Annotated in this window: 14 protein-coding genes; 11 read left to right on the forward strand and 3 right to left on the reverse strand. The window is 70.1% G+C overall.

The features are described 5' to 3' along the window. The first annotated feature begins 1 nt into the window (after position 1). From IEZ15_RS27535 to hutI, 3 genes are all read left to right on the forward strand, one after another. The gene (locus IEZ15_RS27535; RefSeq protein ID WP_189279861.1) at positions 2 to 1210 is read left to right on the forward strand and encodes an allantoate amidohydrolase; all 1209 of its coding nucleotides are present in this window, start codon (positions 2 to 4) and stop codon (positions 1208 to 1210) included. After that, positions 1201 to 2586: a formimidoylglutamate deiminase gene (locus IEZ15_RS27540; RefSeq protein ID WP_114244891.1), complete on the forward strand. Its 1386-nt coding sequence runs from the start codon at positions 1201 to 1203 to the stop codon at positions 2584 to 2586. Before IEZ15_RS27535 ends, IEZ15_RS27540 begins: the two co-directional genes overlap by 10 nt. A gap of 119 nt (positions 2587 to 2705) precedes the next feature. Next, a complete protein-coding gene (hutI, locus tag IEZ15_RS27545) occupies positions 2706 to 3878 on the forward strand; it encodes an imidazolonepropionase (protein WP_189279816.1) in 1173 nt (390 codons plus the stop codon). Between the two features lie 148 nt (positions 3879 to 4026). Here hutI and IEZ15_RS27550 read toward each other — a convergent pair whose 3' ends face one another. After that, positions 4027 to 4998, reverse strand: coding sequence for an RNA polymerase sigma factor SigF (locus IEZ15_RS27550; RefSeq protein WP_114249069.1), 972 nt, complete (start codon positions 4996 to 4998; stop codon positions 4027 to 4029). A gap of 282 nt (positions 4999 to 5280) precedes the next feature. Between IEZ15_RS27550 and IEZ15_RS27555 the strand changes: the two genes are divergently transcribed. From IEZ15_RS27555 to IEZ15_RS27580, 6 genes are all read left to right on the forward strand, one after another. Further along, the gene (locus IEZ15_RS27555; protein ID WP_093898739.1) at positions 5281 to 5649 is read left to right on the forward strand and encodes an STAS domain-containing protein; all 369 of its coding nucleotides are present in this window, start codon (positions 5281 to 5283) and stop codon (positions 5647 to 5649) included. 192 nt (positions 5650 to 5841) lie between these two features. Beyond that, positions 5842 to 6363, forward strand: coding sequence for an ATP-binding protein (locus IEZ15_RS27560; protein ID WP_114244889.1), 522 nt, complete (start codon positions 5842 to 5844; stop codon positions 6361 to 6363). 191 nt (positions 6364 to 6554) lie between these two features. Further along, the gene (locus IEZ15_RS27565; protein WP_114244888.1) at positions 6555 to 7223 is read left to right on the forward strand and encodes a peptidase; all 669 of its coding nucleotides are present in this window, start codon (positions 6555 to 6557) and stop codon (positions 7221 to 7223) included. Positions 7224 to 7311: 88 nt separating this feature from the next. Continuing rightward, positions 7312 to 8307, forward strand: a complete 996-nt coding sequence (locus IEZ15_RS27570) for a COG1470 family protein (RefSeq protein WP_189279817.1) — start codon at positions 7312 to 7314, stop codon at positions 8305 to 8307. Continuing rightward, positions 8304 to 9419: a hypothetical protein gene (locus IEZ15_RS27575; protein ID WP_189279818.1), complete on the forward strand. Its 1116-nt coding sequence runs from the start codon at positions 8304 to 8306 to the stop codon at positions 9417 to 9419. The genes IEZ15_RS27570 and IEZ15_RS27575 overlap by 4 nt, the downstream gene beginning before the upstream one ends. A gap of 38 nt (positions 9420 to 9457) precedes the next feature. After that, positions 9458 to 10810, forward strand: a complete 1353-nt coding sequence (locus IEZ15_RS27580; RefSeq protein WP_189279862.1) for a hypothetical protein — start codon at positions 9458 to 9460, stop codon at positions 10808 to 10810. Between the two features lie 84 nt (positions 10811 to 10894). Here the strand turns inward: IEZ15_RS27580 and IEZ15_RS27585 are convergent, their stop codons facing one another. Further along, positions 10895 to 12385: an oligopeptide:H+ symporter gene (locus tag IEZ15_RS27585; RefSeq protein WP_189279819.1), complete on the reverse strand. Its 1491-nt coding sequence runs from the start codon at positions 12383 to 12385 to the stop codon at positions 10895 to 10897. Positions 12386 to 12876: 491 nt separating this feature from the next. On the opposite strand from IEZ15_RS27585, the gene IEZ15_RS27590 reads away from it, so the two are divergent. Then, positions 12877 to 13554, forward strand: coding sequence for a response regulator transcription factor (locus tag IEZ15_RS27590; protein ID WP_114244884.1), 678 nt, complete (start codon positions 12877 to 12879; stop codon positions 13552 to 13554). Between the two features lie 15 nt (positions 13555 to 13569). Beyond that, positions 13570 to 14835, forward strand: coding sequence for a sensor histidine kinase (locus IEZ15_RS27595; RefSeq protein ID WP_189279820.1), 1266 nt, complete (start codon positions 13570 to 13572; stop codon positions 14833 to 14835). A gap of 17 nt (positions 14836 to 14852) precedes the next feature. Here the strand turns inward: IEZ15_RS27595 and IEZ15_RS27600 are convergent, their stop codons facing one another. Further along, complete coding sequence (locus tag IEZ15_RS27600) at positions 14853 to 15377, reverse strand: GtrA family protein (protein WP_114244882.1); 525 nt, start codon at positions 15375 to 15377, stop codon at positions 14853 to 14855. Positions 15378 to 15438 lie beyond the last annotated feature (61 nt).

Raw genomic sequence — 15438 nt, forward strand, 5'->3', positions numbered from 1 at the left:
CATGTGGCGCGAACTCCTGCCGGTCGGCCGGCATCAGGACAGCGGGGGCTACCGCCGCTACGCCTGGACCGGGGCCGATGCCGACTGCCGTGCCTGGTTCCGGGCGCAGGCCGAGGCGCGCGGGCTCACCTACGAGGTCGACCGGAACGGCAATCAGTGGGCCTGGCTCGGTGACCCCCTCGCGGGGGACGCCGTAGTCACCGGATCGCATCTCGACTCCGTACCGGACGGCGGCGCCTTCGACGGGCCGCTCGGTGTGGTCTCCTCCTTCGCCGCGCTCGACGAACTTCGCCGCAGGGGAGCGGAGTTCACCCGGCCGCTGGCCATCAGCAACTTCGGTGACGAGGAGGGGGCCCGCTTCGGGCTTGCCTGTGTGGGCTCCCGGCTCGCCGCCGGACAGCTGACCGTCGAGGCGGCACACCGGCTCCGCGACGGTGACGGCATCACCCTGCCGCAGGCCATGGAGGCGGCCGGATACGAACCCGACGCCATCGGCCCCGACCCCGAACGGCTGGCCCGGATCGGCGCGTTCGTCGAGCTCCATGTCGAGCAGGGGCGCGCCCTCGACCTCACCGGTGACCCGGTCGGCATTGCTTCCGCCATCTGGCCGCACGGGCGCTGGAGGTTCGACTTCCGGGGCGAGGCCAACCACGCGGGCACCACCCGCCTGGTCGACCGGCGCGACCCGATGCTCACGTACGCCGAGACCGTGCTGGCCGCCCGCCGCGAGGCGGAGCTCGCCGGAGCCGTCGCCACCTTCGGCAAGATCAGCGTCGAGCCGAACGGTGTCAACGCCATCCCCTCCCTCGTCCGTGGCTGGCTCGACTCCCGCGCCGCCGACCAGGACCGCCTCGACGCCGTGGTCGGCGGCATCGAGCGGGCCGCCCGGGAACACGCCGAGCGGGCCGGGATCGACCTCGATGTCGTACGGGAGTCCTTCACGCCCGTAGTGGAGTTCGAGCACGCCCTGCGTGACGAGCTCGGCAAGATCCTGACGGGCCGGGGCGACGCCGATCGCGCCGTACCCGTCCTGGGCACCGGCGCCGGACACGACGCGGGTATTTTGTCCGCTTCAGTCCCTACCGCCATGCTGTTCGTCCGGAACCCCACCGGGATCTCGCACTCGCCGGCCGAGTACGCCGCCGAGGACGACTGCGTGGCCGGGGTGATCGCTCTCGCCGATGTACTGGAAGGTCTCGCGTGCAGCTGACAACGGAACCGACGGGCACGCCCGTCACCGTGACGTACTGGTTGTCCCACGCCTGGCTCGGCACCCATGTCGAGCCGGGCGTCGCCCTGGACGTGTCCGGCGGGATCGTCGCGGGCGTCCGCACCGGTGTCGTCACCCCGCCGCCGGGCGCCATCGTGCTGCGCGGGCTCACCCTTCCCGGGCTCGCCAACACCCACTCGCACGCCTTCCACCGCGCCCTGCGTTCCACCGTCCAGGTCGGCTCCGGCACCTTCTGGACGTGGCGCGAGACGATGTACCAGATCGCCTCCCGGCTCACCCCCGATTCGTACTACGACCTCGCCCGTGCCGTGTATGCCGAAATGGCGCTGGCCGGTATCACCGCGGTCGGCGAATTCCACTATCTGCACCACGCTCCGGGCGGCACCCCGTACAGCAACCCGAATGCGATGGGCGAGGCGCTGATCGCGGCGGCGGGCGAGGCCGGTATCCGGATCACCCTGCTGGACACCGCCTATCTCTCCGCCGGATTCGGCCGGCGCCCCACCCAGTACCAGGAGCCCGACCAGCACCAGCTGCGCTTCTCCGACACCACCGCGGACGCCTGGGCCGAACGCGCCTCCCTCCTCAAGGGCAGTGACCACGCCCTGATCGGCGCGGCCATCCACTCCGTACGCGCCGTCCCCGCCGCGCAGCTCGCCACCGTGGCCGCCTGGGCCGAGGAGCGGCAGGCCCCGCTCCATGTCCACCTCTCCGAACAGACCGCGGAGAACGACGCCTGCCTCGCCGCCCACGGCTGCACGCCCACCCGGCTCCTCGCCGACCACGGGGTCCTCGGCCCGCGCACCACCGGCATCCACAACACCCACCTCACCGGCGAGGACATCACGCTCCTCGGCTCCTCGGCGACCGGCACCTGCATGTGCCCCACCACGGAACGCGACCTCGCCGACGGAATCGGTCCGGCCGTCGCCCTCCAGCGCGCAGGCTCGCCGCTCTCCCTCGGCAGCGACAGCCATGCCGTGATCGACCTCTTCGAAGAGGCCCGGGCGATGGAGCTCAACGAGCGGCTGCGCACCCGGGCGCGCGGTCACTGGACGGCGGCCGCACTGCTGCGCGCCGCGACCGCCGACGGACATACCGCGCTCGGCCGGCCGCGGGCGGGCATCATCGAACCCGGTGCACCCGCCGATCTGGTGACCGTTGCCCTGGACTCCGTCAGAACTGCGGGGCCGGTGCCCCGGCTTGCTGCCGAAGCAGCCGTATTCGCCGCCTCCGCAGCTGATGTGCGGCACACGGTCGTGGCAGGCCGGCACATCGTCCGTGACGGGCAGCACACGCTGGTCGAGGACGTCCCCGCAGCGCTCGCCTCGGCCATCGGCGCACTGCACCGCTGAGCGCACCGACCCGGAGACCGTCGATCCGGAGACCGCCGTGTGGGGCGCCCTGACCGGCGCCCCGCAGACCCACCGACGGGCCGCCCCGCAAGCCGATACACAAGGAGAGCAGTCTCCCGATGACGACGACCGCCATCACCAACATCGCCAGTCTGGTCACCAACGACCCCTCCCTCTGCGCGGATTCCCCCCTGGGTCTGATCCGGGACGCGGCCGTCGTCATCGAGGGCGACCGGGTCGTCTGGACCGGTGAATCAAGCAAAGCACCCGCCACTGACAACGCCGTCGACGCGGGCGGCCGGGCGGCGATCCCCGGCTTCGTCGACTCCCACTCCCACCTCCTGTTCGCGGGCGACCGCACCGAGGAGTTCAACGCCCGGATGTCCGGCCGCCCCTACAGCGCGGGCGGTATCAGGACCACGGTCGCCGCCACCCGCGCCGCCACCGACGACGAACTCTCCGCCAACGTCGCCCGCTACCTCGCCGAGGCGCTGCGCCAGGGCACCACCACCTTCGAGACCAAGTCCGGCTACGGCCTCACCGTCGAGGACGAGGCCCGTGCCCTGCGCATCGCGGCTCAGCACACCGAAGAGGTCACCTACCTCGGCGCCCACATCGTCTCCCCGGACTACGCCGACGACCCGGCAGGCTACGTCGACCTGGTCACCGGAGCGATGCTCGACGCCTGTGCCCCGTACGCCCGTTGGGTCGACGTCTTCTGCGAGAAGGGCGCCTTCGACGGCGACCAGGCCCGCGCCATCCTCACCGCCGGCCGCGCCAAGGGCCTGCACCCCCGCGTCCACGCCAACCAGCTCGGCCACGGCCCCGGGGTCCAGCTCGCCGTCGAACTCGACGCCGCGTCCGCCGACCACTGCACCCACCTCACCGATGCGGACGTCGACGCCCTGGCCCAGGGCAACACCGTCGCCACCCTTCTTCCCGGTGCCGAGTTCTCCACCCGAGCCACCTGGCCGGACGCCCGCCGCATCCTCGACGCGGGCGCCACCGTCGCGCTCTCCACCGACTGCAACCCGGGCTCGTCGTTCACGTCCTCCATGCCCTTCTGCATCGCCCTCGCCGTACGCGACATGGGCATGACCCCGGACGAGGCCCTCTGGTCCGCCACCGCGGGCGGCGCGGCGGCCCTGCGCCGTACGGACATCGGCCGCATCACCCCCGGCGCCCGCGCCGACCTGGTCCTCCTCGACGCACCCAGCCATGTCCACCTCGCCTACCGGCCGGGCGTCCCGCTGGTCCACGCGGTCTGGCAGCACGGCGAGCGCGTCCTCTGAGCGCCGGCCACACGGCACCTCGCCCGTGACAAGCCATCCATGACGCCCCGTCAAACATGCGGAAGGACCCGCCCTTTGCCGGGCAGGTCCTTCCGCATGGGGCTCACGGTGCGCCGTGCGGGTGTTCCGCGGGCGCGCGATATGCCCGTCACTCCTCCAGCGTCAGGCCCTTTCTGAGCTTGACCAGAGTGCGGGAGAGCAGCCGCGACACATGCATCTGGGAGATGCCCAGCTCCTCACCGATCTCCGACTGCGTCATATTGGCGACGAACCGGAGCGAGAGGATGGTGCGGTCACGGCCCGGCAGCGAGGCGATCAGCGGCTTCAGGGACTCGACGTACTCGATGCCTTCGAGCCCGTGGTCCTCGTAGCCGATACGGTCCGCCAGCGCGCTTTCGTGCTCGTCCTCCTCGGGCTTGGCGTCCAGCGAGCTCGCGGTGTACGCGTTGCTCGCGGCCATGCCCTCGACGACCTCGTCGTTGGTGATGCCGAGGCGGTCGGCGAGCTCGCCCACAGTGGGTGAACGATCCAGCTTCTGGGCGAGCTCGTCGCCCGCCTTGGCCAGGTCGAGCCGCAGCTCCTGCAGTCGGCGCGGTACGCGCACGGACCAACTGGTGTCGCGGAAGAAGCGCTTGATCTCGCCGACGATGGTCGGCATCGCGAACGTCGGGAACTCCACGCCCCGGCTGAGCTCGAAGCGGTCGATCGCCTTGATCAGGCCGATGGTGCCGACCTGGATGATGTCCTCCATCGGTTCGCTGCGGGAGCGGAACCGGGAGGCGGCGAACTTGACCAGGGCCAGATTCAGTTCGACGAGCGTATTGCGGACGTACGAGTACTCGTGGGTGCCCTCTTCGAGGGATTCGAGCCGCGCGAAGAGCGTCTTCGACAGGGCCCTGGCGTCCAGTGGCCCCACTTCGTCGTAGGGCGGGATCTCGGGAAGTCCTTCGAGACCGTCGGTGACGCCGTAGTCGTCGACGCTGTCGACGGCGGTGCTGCTGGTGCTGCTGTTGCGCGTGCCGTCTCCGGCGTTCGCGGCGGGGGAGTCTGAGTGGGTCAGTCCCTGAGGACATGCTGACGTCGCATCGTGGGTACGCGGTCCGTCGAGCCGGGGTGACATGATCGCCTCCATCGTTCTCGGCATATGGCTGCCGATGCCCATACGTGTTTCCTGCGGTGAAGCGGCGCCTCCAAAGCCGACCGTGTTTTGGGTGTCCCCCTACCCTTACCCGGTTCGGACGGGCAGTTACAAGCTCCAATTGGGGCTATATGTCCGGTTTGTTGAGGTCTTTGGCTACCACGTGGCGTACGGAACGCGTACTGTTTCAAGAACGTCAGCGACGGCTACAACGAATCTGCGCACGCTGATGCGCAGGCAGTGACGACGGCGAAGAGGGACGGCATGGACCGCGGGACGGTCGGCAGTGCGAACCGGGGTCGGCTTCAGGTCGAGGCCCGTACCGAGGGGCGCAGCGAGGTCGTGACGCCCGTGGGTGAGCTGGATCACCACACGGCGGATCTGCTGCGGGAACCCCTGGAGAGCGCGGTCGAGCAAGGGCGAGTACGCCTGGTGGTCGACTGTTCGCGACTCGAATTCTGTGATTCCACCGGGCTCAATGTGCTGCTCGGTGCCCGCCTCAAGGCGGAGGCGGCCGGGGGAGGGGTCCATTTGGCCGGAATGCTGCCGGTGGTGGCGCGGGTCTTCGAGATCACCGGGGCCGAGGCGGTCTTCACCGTCCACGACTCCCTGGAAGCGGCCCTGGACACATGATCGTGGCGCGTTTCGCGACCCCGGGTGCCTCATGTGTTGCCCGTGTCACGCGATCCGCGTAGACGAAGTGGGTGTTGTCACGATTCGGCCGGGCAGGAGACACCCGGCGGAGTCGTGGGCGGCCCGCGCACTCTGTATCTGTACTTGTAACTGTTCAATGGCGACATGGTGAATCGGTGAGGTGAAGCGCTGATGAGCACCACCCGGCAGCATCCGCCGGGCGACCTCGGCCGCGAGCCGGAGGACGCCGGTGTGGGCGTACGCGCGGACGCGGGCGCCGGCGCGGCTTCCCCCGAGACGGTCGAGCGGCAGTGGCGCACGTTGTCGCTGCGGGGAGTCGGCGGCATCGTGCCGACGGCCCGCGACTTCGCCCGCCAGGCGCTTCACGACTGGGGCTGGCTCCCTGCGACGAGCGCCGACGGACGGGCCGCCGCCGAGGACGTCCTGCTGGTCGTCTCCGAGCTGGTCACCAACGCCTGTCTGCACGCGGACGGTCCCGAAGAGCTGCGTATCGCCTGCACGGCGAAGGTGCTGCGGGTGGAGGTCGTCGACGGGGGTGCGGGGCAGCCCGCACCGCGCACCCCGCACCGGGCCGGCCGGCCCGGTGGGCACGGCATGTTCATCGTGCAGCGGCTCTGCCTGGACTGGGGCGTCCTGCGGGTGGCGGACCGAGCGGGCAAAACCGTCTGGGCGGAGCTGGCCGCCCCCGCGTAGTCGCTGGTTCGGGACATGGGGGCGCGTGGCCCCGCATTTGCACCTTTGAGGAGCGCGCCGGATCGGTGCGCTCTTTGTCTTCCCTCCACAAGGCCCCAGGCGTACCTTGAGCGCCCGATCTGATGTGTCGTCAGTAACTTGCGTCGGTGAGAGACGGCGCACGGCGACTTCCGGCATGAGGGGAACTCAAGGTGTCCTACCAGAAGCGAACAGCTCTCGCGCTGGCGTCCGCGCTGGCGGGCACGGTGGTGCTGATGGCCGCGCCCGCCGCCCACGCCACGGTCGTGGACGTCGACTACCGGTGCAAGACCCCGATCGGGGACAAGAACGCCGTGTCTCCCATCGACATCAAGAGCGTCAAGAGCGGCGGAGGCTACAAGCTCACGATGTCCTTCCAGAAGGGCGTCTCGTCCAGCCCCGTCGAACTGGGCAAGGGTGCGATGAGCCCCAGCGCGGTCATCAAGGTGGGGGGCGCGGACCCGGGCCAGGTCCAGGTCTCCGGTGCGCCGAATTCCGCCGCCATCCCCGCCAACACCCCCATCAAGATCAGTGACCTGTCGGGTACGTACACCCCGAAGAAGAGCGGCAAGGTCGACTTCACCGCCGGTGTGCTGACCATCAAGGCGCTGGGTACGACCACGACCTGCACCCCCTCCAACAACCCGGGGCCGTCGCTCCAGCTCGATGTGACGGCCGCGGGCAACGCGCAGAGCACCCCGGACAACGGCGGGCAGCTGCCGAAGACCGGTCCGCTCGACTCGGCCGTGGCGCTCGGCACGCTCGGCGGCACGGTGCTGCTGACCGGTGCGGCCGGGGTGCTCTGGCTGACCAGGCGCGGGCAGGGGGCCGTGCGCCGCTAGGGCGGTTCCCCCTGGATCGGGCCGGATCCGGAAGGAACGCCCCGGCCTCACGATCCCGCCGCCGCCGTCACGCACCAGGGAGCTGCCCATGCTGTCGCCGATCGGTCACGCCGCCCGACTCGTCCTCGCCGTACTGCTGTTCACCTTCGCCGTGACCCCGGTGGCCGGTGCCTCGGCCCGGAGGCCGACGCCCGCGAGCACCGCGTCGTGGACGGCGCAGCCCGCGGGGAGCGGTTCTGGCACGGACGGCGGCAGACCGTACTTCTATCTGGAGGGCCCGCCCGGCACCGTTCTCCAGGACCGGCTCTCCGTCACCAACTCCGGTACGACTCCGGTCACCGTGCGGCTGCGCGGCGCCGACGCGTACAACGCCGAGGACGGCGACTTCACGGTACGCGGCGGCAAGGGCTCCACCGGGACCGGCGCCTGGCTGCGGACCGCCGCTGCCCAGGTGACCGTGCCGGCCCGCACCCGCGCCGATGTGCCGTTCTCCGTCACGGTGCCGACGGGCGCGACGCCCGGCGACCACCCCGGTGCGATCGTCGTGCAGAGCGGCGACCGCTCGGTGGGCGTGCGGGTCCGACTGCGGGTCGGCGGGCCGACGCTGGCTGCGCTCACCGTCGAGGACGTCACCTTGTCCGGGCGGACCATCCACTACACGCTGGTCAACCGCGGCAACACGGCGCTGGCCCCGCGGATCGCCGTCGGCGCCGACGGCGTGTTCGGGACGCTGCTGCGGCGCGAGGCGCGCACGCTGCCGGTGGAACTGCTGCCCGGACAGCGCGTCAGGCTCAGCGAACCGTGGCGGGATACCCCGGCCCTCGACTCGGTGACCGTTCGGCTGCGCGTCACGGCGGCGGGGGGCGCGCACAGCGAGGCGACGGCCCGTGCGGTCTTCGTCCCGTGGGTGCCGGTGGCAGGCGGCGCACTGCTGCTCCTGGCCGCCGTCGCCGCGGGCGTGTACGCGTACCGGCTCCGGCGCTCACGCGGGCGGCCACCGGACGACGGCAGGCCGGGACAGTCCTCAGGCGTTCAACGGCACTCGGAGAGAAGGCACTTGGTGAAGGCAGGAGCGGAATCGTGACTCGACAGGCCGGACCGGCATCACTCCGAAGCGGCAGCCACCGGTGGGCGGCCGCGCTGCTCGGTGCCCTGCTGCCCGCGCTGCTGATGCTCTCCGCGACCGGTGCCGACGCGGCGGGTACGAGGGCCGCGGACGCGAAGCCCGTGGTCACCCTCTCCAAGCAGCAGGCGGGCAAGGGCGACATCACCGTCAAGGGCAGCGGCTGGCGCCCGAACACGCTGCTGATGATGCTGATCTGCGGACAGTCCACGCCGGACCGAGGTGTGGTCGGCGGCACCAACTCCTGCGCCAATGCCGAGGGCCGTGCCGTCACCACCGGCACCGAGGGCGACTTCAGCAAGAAGATGCCGGTCACCGAGCCGCCCGCACCCTGCCCCTGCGTGGTGCATGTCGCCACCGTCACCGGGGAACAGGCCACCGCCGACGCCGTGTTCGTCGTCGCCGGGCACCCGGTCGCCGCGCTGCCGAAGGAGAGCGAGGGGGGCAGGCTCGCGGTGCTGGCCACCACCCGGCTCGAAGGCGACAGCGGAATCCTCACCTGGTTCGGCGCCCCGCCCTCCCGGCAACTGGTCTTCACCGTGGGCAACCTCGGCTCCGCGCCCGTCAAGGACCCGGTCTTCCGGCTCGGCACCGCGCACGGTGTCTTCGCCCCGCAGTGGGAGGAGCGGCAGTGGCGCGGCACCATCGAGTCCGGCCGCAAGGCGCAGATCAAGCTGCCGGTCGAACTGACGGCGGGCGCCCACGGCGACTACCAGGTCTCGCTGAAGTACGGCAGCAAGGTGCTTGCCGAGCAGCCGTGGGGGGTCGGCCGCCCCTGGGGAGTCACGCTCTTCTGGATCCTGCTGTGCGTCGTCGTACCGGCCGCCGTGTTCCGGATCGGCATGGCGATCGTCGACAAAGTACGTCCCCGCACCTCGCGCACCCCGGTCCGCGCCCGGCGCCACCCCCACCCGCAACCGGACGATGTGACCGCCAGGCTCCCGAAGCTGCGCCGCGCACCGGGGCCCGCCGAGAGCCCCGCGGCAGCGCCCGCCACCACGGCCGCGCTGCCATGGTTCACACCCGATTCCGCACCGTCAGAGAACAGACCGACGACGAAGGGACATTCGTGAGTACGCAACGGAGGACGGTCGCGGCGGGAGTCGCGATGATGCTCGGCGGCGCGGGCATGCTGCTGGCCGCGAGCCCGGCCCAGGCCGCCGACATCTCGTACCGGACGGAGTGCATTCCCCCGCCCATCTCCGGGCTGCCGCCCGTGCAGGGCACCACCAAGGTGCAGCTGACCGCGCCGGCCGAGGCGAAGGTCGGGGACACCGTCGAGGTGGTGTGGAAGACGGTCGAGGCCGCTTCCAGGAACCCCGATGTCCTCGACCTGGAGAAGGACACGGTCAAGCCGACCGGCACCATCAAGGTGGGCGGCGCGGCCACGGGCACTCTGAAGATGGAAGGGCCGCGGCAGAACCCGCCGATCCCCAAGAGCAGCGCCATGGTGCTGCCCGACATGAAGGGCACACTGAAGCTGGAGAAGGCCGGTGAGATCACGCTGACACCGGACGCATACAACATCAACGTCTCCAAGCCGATCTCCACGGACACCAAGTGCACCCCGAAGGAGACCGTGCAGCCGGGCGTGACCATCAAGGTCACGGGCGGCGGCGGATCCACGACCGCGGGCGGCACGACCACTGGCTCCACCACCGCGGGCGGTACGACGACCGCGGGCGGCACGACCACTGGCTCCACCACCGCGGGCGGTACGACGACCGCGGGCGGCACGACCGCAGGCGGCACGACGGCCGCCGGCGGCACCACCTCGGGCTCCGGCGGCACCACCTCGGGCTCCGGCGGAGGGCAGACCGACTTCCCCGGCAAGGAGGTCTCGGTCAACTTCGCCTGTACGTCCCCGGGACCGGCCGGCATCGCGTCCAAGGTGACGATCAACGCGAAGAAGAGCGGCGGGAGTTACGCGCTCACGGTCAAGACGGCCAAGGGCGTGATGGACAGCCCCGCCGCGCTGCCCGCCGGTGCGCTCAAGCCGTCCATGGACGTCGTCATCGGCGGCGCCGACAAGGGCTCGGTGAAGGTCACCGGGCCCGCCAACGCCGCACCGCTGGAGCAGGGCAAGCCGGTCGATCTGTCCGACATGACCGGCACCTACAAGCCGGGCGCGTCCGGGAAATCCACGCTCAGCCCCGGCACCCTGACGATCGATGTCACCCTGGGCTCCTCGAAGATCAACATCCCCTGCAAGGTCAAGGGTTCGGTGACCCCGTCCCTGGAACTCGACACCACAGCCCAGCAGGGCGGCGCCTCGGGAGGCACGACTACGGGCTCCGCGGGCTCCACGGCAGGCGGCACGGACTCCGGAGGCGGGCTGGCCGCCACCGGGGCCGAGGACAACGGCACCCTGCGCGCACTCGGCCTGGTCGCGGGGACGGCGATCCTGCTGGGCGGCGCCGTGTTCACCTTCACCCCGTGGCGCAGGCTGCGCGGCACCAGGTGAGCTGAGCTCCGTACGAATGCACGCGAAGGGCCGCTGCACCGACGTGTCGGTGCAGCGGCCCTTCGTACAGCCGGGTCCGGTGCGTCAGCGCACGTCGCCCATGAGCTGCTTGACCTTGCCGCGGTACATGAAGACCGCGACACCCGCGGTAACGGCGAGGATGGCCTCAAGCGTGACCACGCCGGTGCCGTTGAGCTCCACACCCGCGATGGACAGCAGACCCGTGATGCAGTCACCGGCGGTGACGGCCAGGAACCAGACACCCATCATCTGGCTGGCGTACTTGGCCGGAGCCATCTTCGTGGTGACGGAGAGACCCACCGGGGACAGCGTCAGCTCGGCGACCGTCTGGACGAAGTAGATCGCGACCAGCCACATCGCGGCGGCCTTGTGGCCGTCGGTCGCGATCGTCAGCGGCATCAGGAAGAGGAAGAACGAGGCACCGACCAGCACCAGGCCGGAGCTGAACTTCACGATGGTGCTGGGCTCCTTGCCGCGGCGGTTCAGTGCCAGCCAGAAGGCGGCGAAGAGCGGGGCCAGCGCCATGATCAGGACCGGGTTGACCGACTGGTACCAGGAGACCGGGAAGTTCCAGCCGAAGACACTGTTGTCGGCCGAGGTCTTGGCGAAGATCGCGACCGTCGAACCGCCCTGGTCGTAGATCATCCAGAAGATGGCGGCGGCGACGAAGAACCAGATGTAGCCGGACATCTTCGACTGCTCGGTGGCGCTGAGCTCCTTGTCGCGCTTGATGCGCGCCAGCACGACGACCGGAATCACCAGGCCCGCGACGGTGATGGGGACCAGGAGCCAGTTGAGCGTGTAGACGCCGGTGACGACCGTGATGATGTAGAAGACGGCCGCGACGGCCAGCCAGATCAGGCCCTTGCGCAGCGTGCTCGCCCGTTCGGCGGCGGACAGCGGCTTCGGGACGACGAGGCTGCGCTCGTTCAGGTGGCGGGTGCCCATCAGGAACTGGGAGAGGCCGAGTCCCATGCCGAGCGCGGCGAGCGCGAAGCCCAGGTGCCAGTTGACGCTTTCACCGACGGTGCCGATGATCAGCGGCGCCGCGAAGGCACCCACGTTGATGCCCATGTAGAAGATCGTGAAGCCACCGTCGCGGCGCGGGTCGTCCGGGCCGTCGTAGAGGTGGCCGACCATCGTCGAGATGTTGGACTTCAGCAGACCGGAGCCGATGGCGACCAGTCCGAGACCGGCGAAGAAGGTGCCCTGCAAGGGCAGCGCCAGCGCCAGGTGGCCGATCATGATGACGGCACCGGCGACGGCGACGGTCTTGCGGGGACCCCAGACACGGTCGCCGAACCAGCCGCCGGGCATGGCGAGCAGGTAGACCAGCGACACGTAGACCGAATAGATCGCCGTGGCCGTGGCCGGGTTCATGTGAAGCCCGTTGGGGGCGATCAAGTAGAGGGGGAGCAGGGCCCTCATGCCGTAGTAGCTGAAACGCTCCCACATCTCGGTCATGAAGAGAGTGGCCAGGCCGCGGGGGTGGCCGAAGAAGGTCTTCTCGGATCCAGAAGTACTGGCCGGGTCCTTCGTCAGGCTGGACGCCATGGTCGATCCTTGCTTGCTCGGGACGCGACGCCTCGTGAGCGTGACGCGCCCGGTGGGGGGAGGCCGGCACCGACAAGGCCATGCCCCACCCCAACGCCTGACAGGGGATTCGTCCCGACCGCCGGACTCGTCGAGGAGCCGACCGAAGAAGACGGGGACCGACCGCATCGGGATCCACGCCCGGTGCGCATCCTCGCGCTCCGGGCCCGGCCACAGGTCATTCACTGAATTCACGACTGGCGGGCACCAGCCGGCAGAACAAAAGAGACCCTCGGCGCTAAAAGCTGCCCAAGGGTCCTTGAGTAGTGCAACAGGCGTCGAGCAACCATACGACACGACACTGCCGGATATGAATGGACTTGAGAGATGGATCACAGGTCGAGATGGGGCCGCACTCCCATATTCGAAGGCCCCTCTCCCTTTTCCTTGCGGACCCGCAGGGCTTTTCGATCACCTCACAGCATCCGCCTTGCGCGGACTACCATCACTCCATGACCCGTGTACTGCTCGCCGAGGACGACGCATCCATCTCGGAGCCGCTGGCCCGCGCCCTGCGTCGGGAGGGTTACGAGGTCGAGGTCCGCGAAGACGGTCCGACCGCTCTCGACGCCGGCCTCCAGGGCGGGATCGACCTGGTCGTACTCGACCTGGGTCTGCCCGGGATGGACGGCCTCGAAGTTGCCCGCAGACTCCGTGCCGAAGGCCACACCGCGCCGATCCTGGTGCTGACCGCCCGCGCCGACGAGGTGGACACCGTCGTCGGCCTGGACGCGGGTGCCGACGACTACGTCACCAAGCCCTTCCGCCTGGCCGAACTGCTCGCCCGCGTCCGGGCCCTGCTGCGTCGCGGCGCCACCGAACCCGCTCCGCAGCCCGCCACCCACGGCGTCAGGATCGACGTCGAGTCGCACCGGGCCTGGATGGGCGACGAGGAACTCCAGCTCACCGCCAAGGAGTTCGACCTGCTGCGGGTCCTGGTCCGCGACGCCGGCCGGGTCGTCACCCGTGACCAGCTGATGCGCGAGGTCTGGGACACCACCTGGTGGTCGTCGACCAAGACCCTCGACATGCACATCTCCTGGCTCCGCAAGAAGCTCGGTGACGACGCGGCCAACCCCCGCTACATCGCGACCGTACGGGGCGTCGGCTTCCGCTTCGAGAAGAGCTGACGTACAGAGGCACTCATGCGCCGCAGACTGATCAACTCCACGCTCGCCGTGGTGCTCGTGGTGATCGCCGTCTTCGGCGTCTCCCTCGTCATCGTCGAGAGCCGCACCATCAGCAACAGCGCCCAGGAGAGTGTGGACTCCGAGGCGCTGCGGCTGATCAGCGTCGTCGAGAGCCGGCTCCTGGGGTCGGAGCGGATCAACCCCGCGCTGCTGGCCGAGCAGATCACCAGCAAGCGCTACGCACTGGTCGAGATCCCCGGACGCGCCCCTCTCGAAATCGGTACGCGCCCCACCGGCAGGGTGATCAGCAGCACGGTCGAGGGGGAGCAGGGCGAGCGCGTCACCGTCGAGGAGTCCAGCACCGCCGTCACCCGTGAGGTCGGTCGCACCCTGATGATCATCGGCGCGGTGGCGCTGCTGGCCATCGTCTCGGCCGTGCTCCTCGCCGTACGCCAGGCCAACAAACTGGCCTCGCCGCTGACGGACCTCGCCGAGACCGCCGAACGCCTGGGCTCCGGCGATCCACGACCGCGCCACAAGCGGTACGGAGTGCCGGAGCTGGACCGGGTCGCCGACGTCCTGGACTCCTCCGCCGAGCGGATCGCCCGGATGCTGACCGCGGAACGCCGACTGGCCGCCGACGCCTCGCACCAGCTCCGTACGCCGCTGACCGCGCTCTCCATGCGGATCGAGGAGATCTCGGTCACCGACGACCCGGACACGGTGAAGGAGGAGGCGAACATCGCCCTCACCCAGGTCGAGCGGCTCACCGATGTGGTGGAGCGACTGCTGACCAACGCCCGCGATCCGCGTACCGGCTCCGCCGTCGTCTTCGACCTCGACGAGGTCGTCAAGCAGCAGATCGAGGAGTGGCGCCCGGCCTACCGGGGCGAGGGCCGCGCCATCGTCCGCTCCGGAAAGCAGGGGCTGCGGGCCGTCGGCACGCCGGGCGCGGTCGCCCAGGTGCTGGCCGCACTGATCGAGAACTCACTGATGCACGGCGGCGGTACGGTCGCGCTGCGCACCCGGGTCACCGGCAATCAGGCGGTGATCGAGGTCACGGACGAGGGCCCGGGCGTGCCCCCCGATCTCGGCGCCAGGATCTTCGAGCGGACGATCAGCGGCCGCAACTCCACCGGCATCGGCCTCGCGGTCGCCAGGGACCTCGCGGAGGCGGACGGCGGCCGCCTCGAACTGCTTCAGCAGCAGCCACCGGTCTTCGCCCTGTTCCTCAGCCGGGTGGCCCTGAACAGAAAGGAACCGGAACGCCCGGTGCGGTGAGCGTGTGCGGTGGGCGGCTACCGCCGCACCGAATCCGCCTCGACCCGCGGAACCTGCTCCGTACGTCCCTGTTTCAGGAACCCCTCCGCGCTCAGCACGGTCTCCTTCGCGGGCAGCGCCTTGAACACCCATGTCCGGTAGGACCAGAAGCGGAACAGCGTCGCGAGGCCGATCCCGAGGATCTTGAAGACATTGCTCTGGACCGGGCTGTCCCACCCGAACCCGTACGTCGCCACGTACAGCACACCGTTCTCGATGACCGCACCCACCGCGCTGAACAGCAGGAACAGCGTCAGCTCCCGGGTCCGCCCGGTCTTGTCACGGTCGCGGTACGTCCAGTAGCGGAAGCCGATGTAATTGAAGAGGATGGCGACGAACGTCGCCAGCAGACCTGCCCGTACCACCTGGAGGTCCGTGGTGCGCCAGAGCAGGTTGGACACCGCGATATTGACCACCAGGCCGAGTGCGCCGACCGCGCCGAACTTGGCGACCTCCCGGGCCAGCAGATCCAGCTGGGTTCGCAGTGCGCCCCGTTCGCTCATGGTGATCGCTCAGCCCGTCTGTCGGTTACGTCAACCCGCTCATGCTATCCAGCCCGTCCAG

It is taken from the genome of Streptomyces atratus (genome assembly GCF_014648655.1).
GTDB lineage: Bacteria > Actinomycetota > Actinomycetes > Streptomycetales > Streptomycetaceae > Streptomyces > Streptomyces atratus.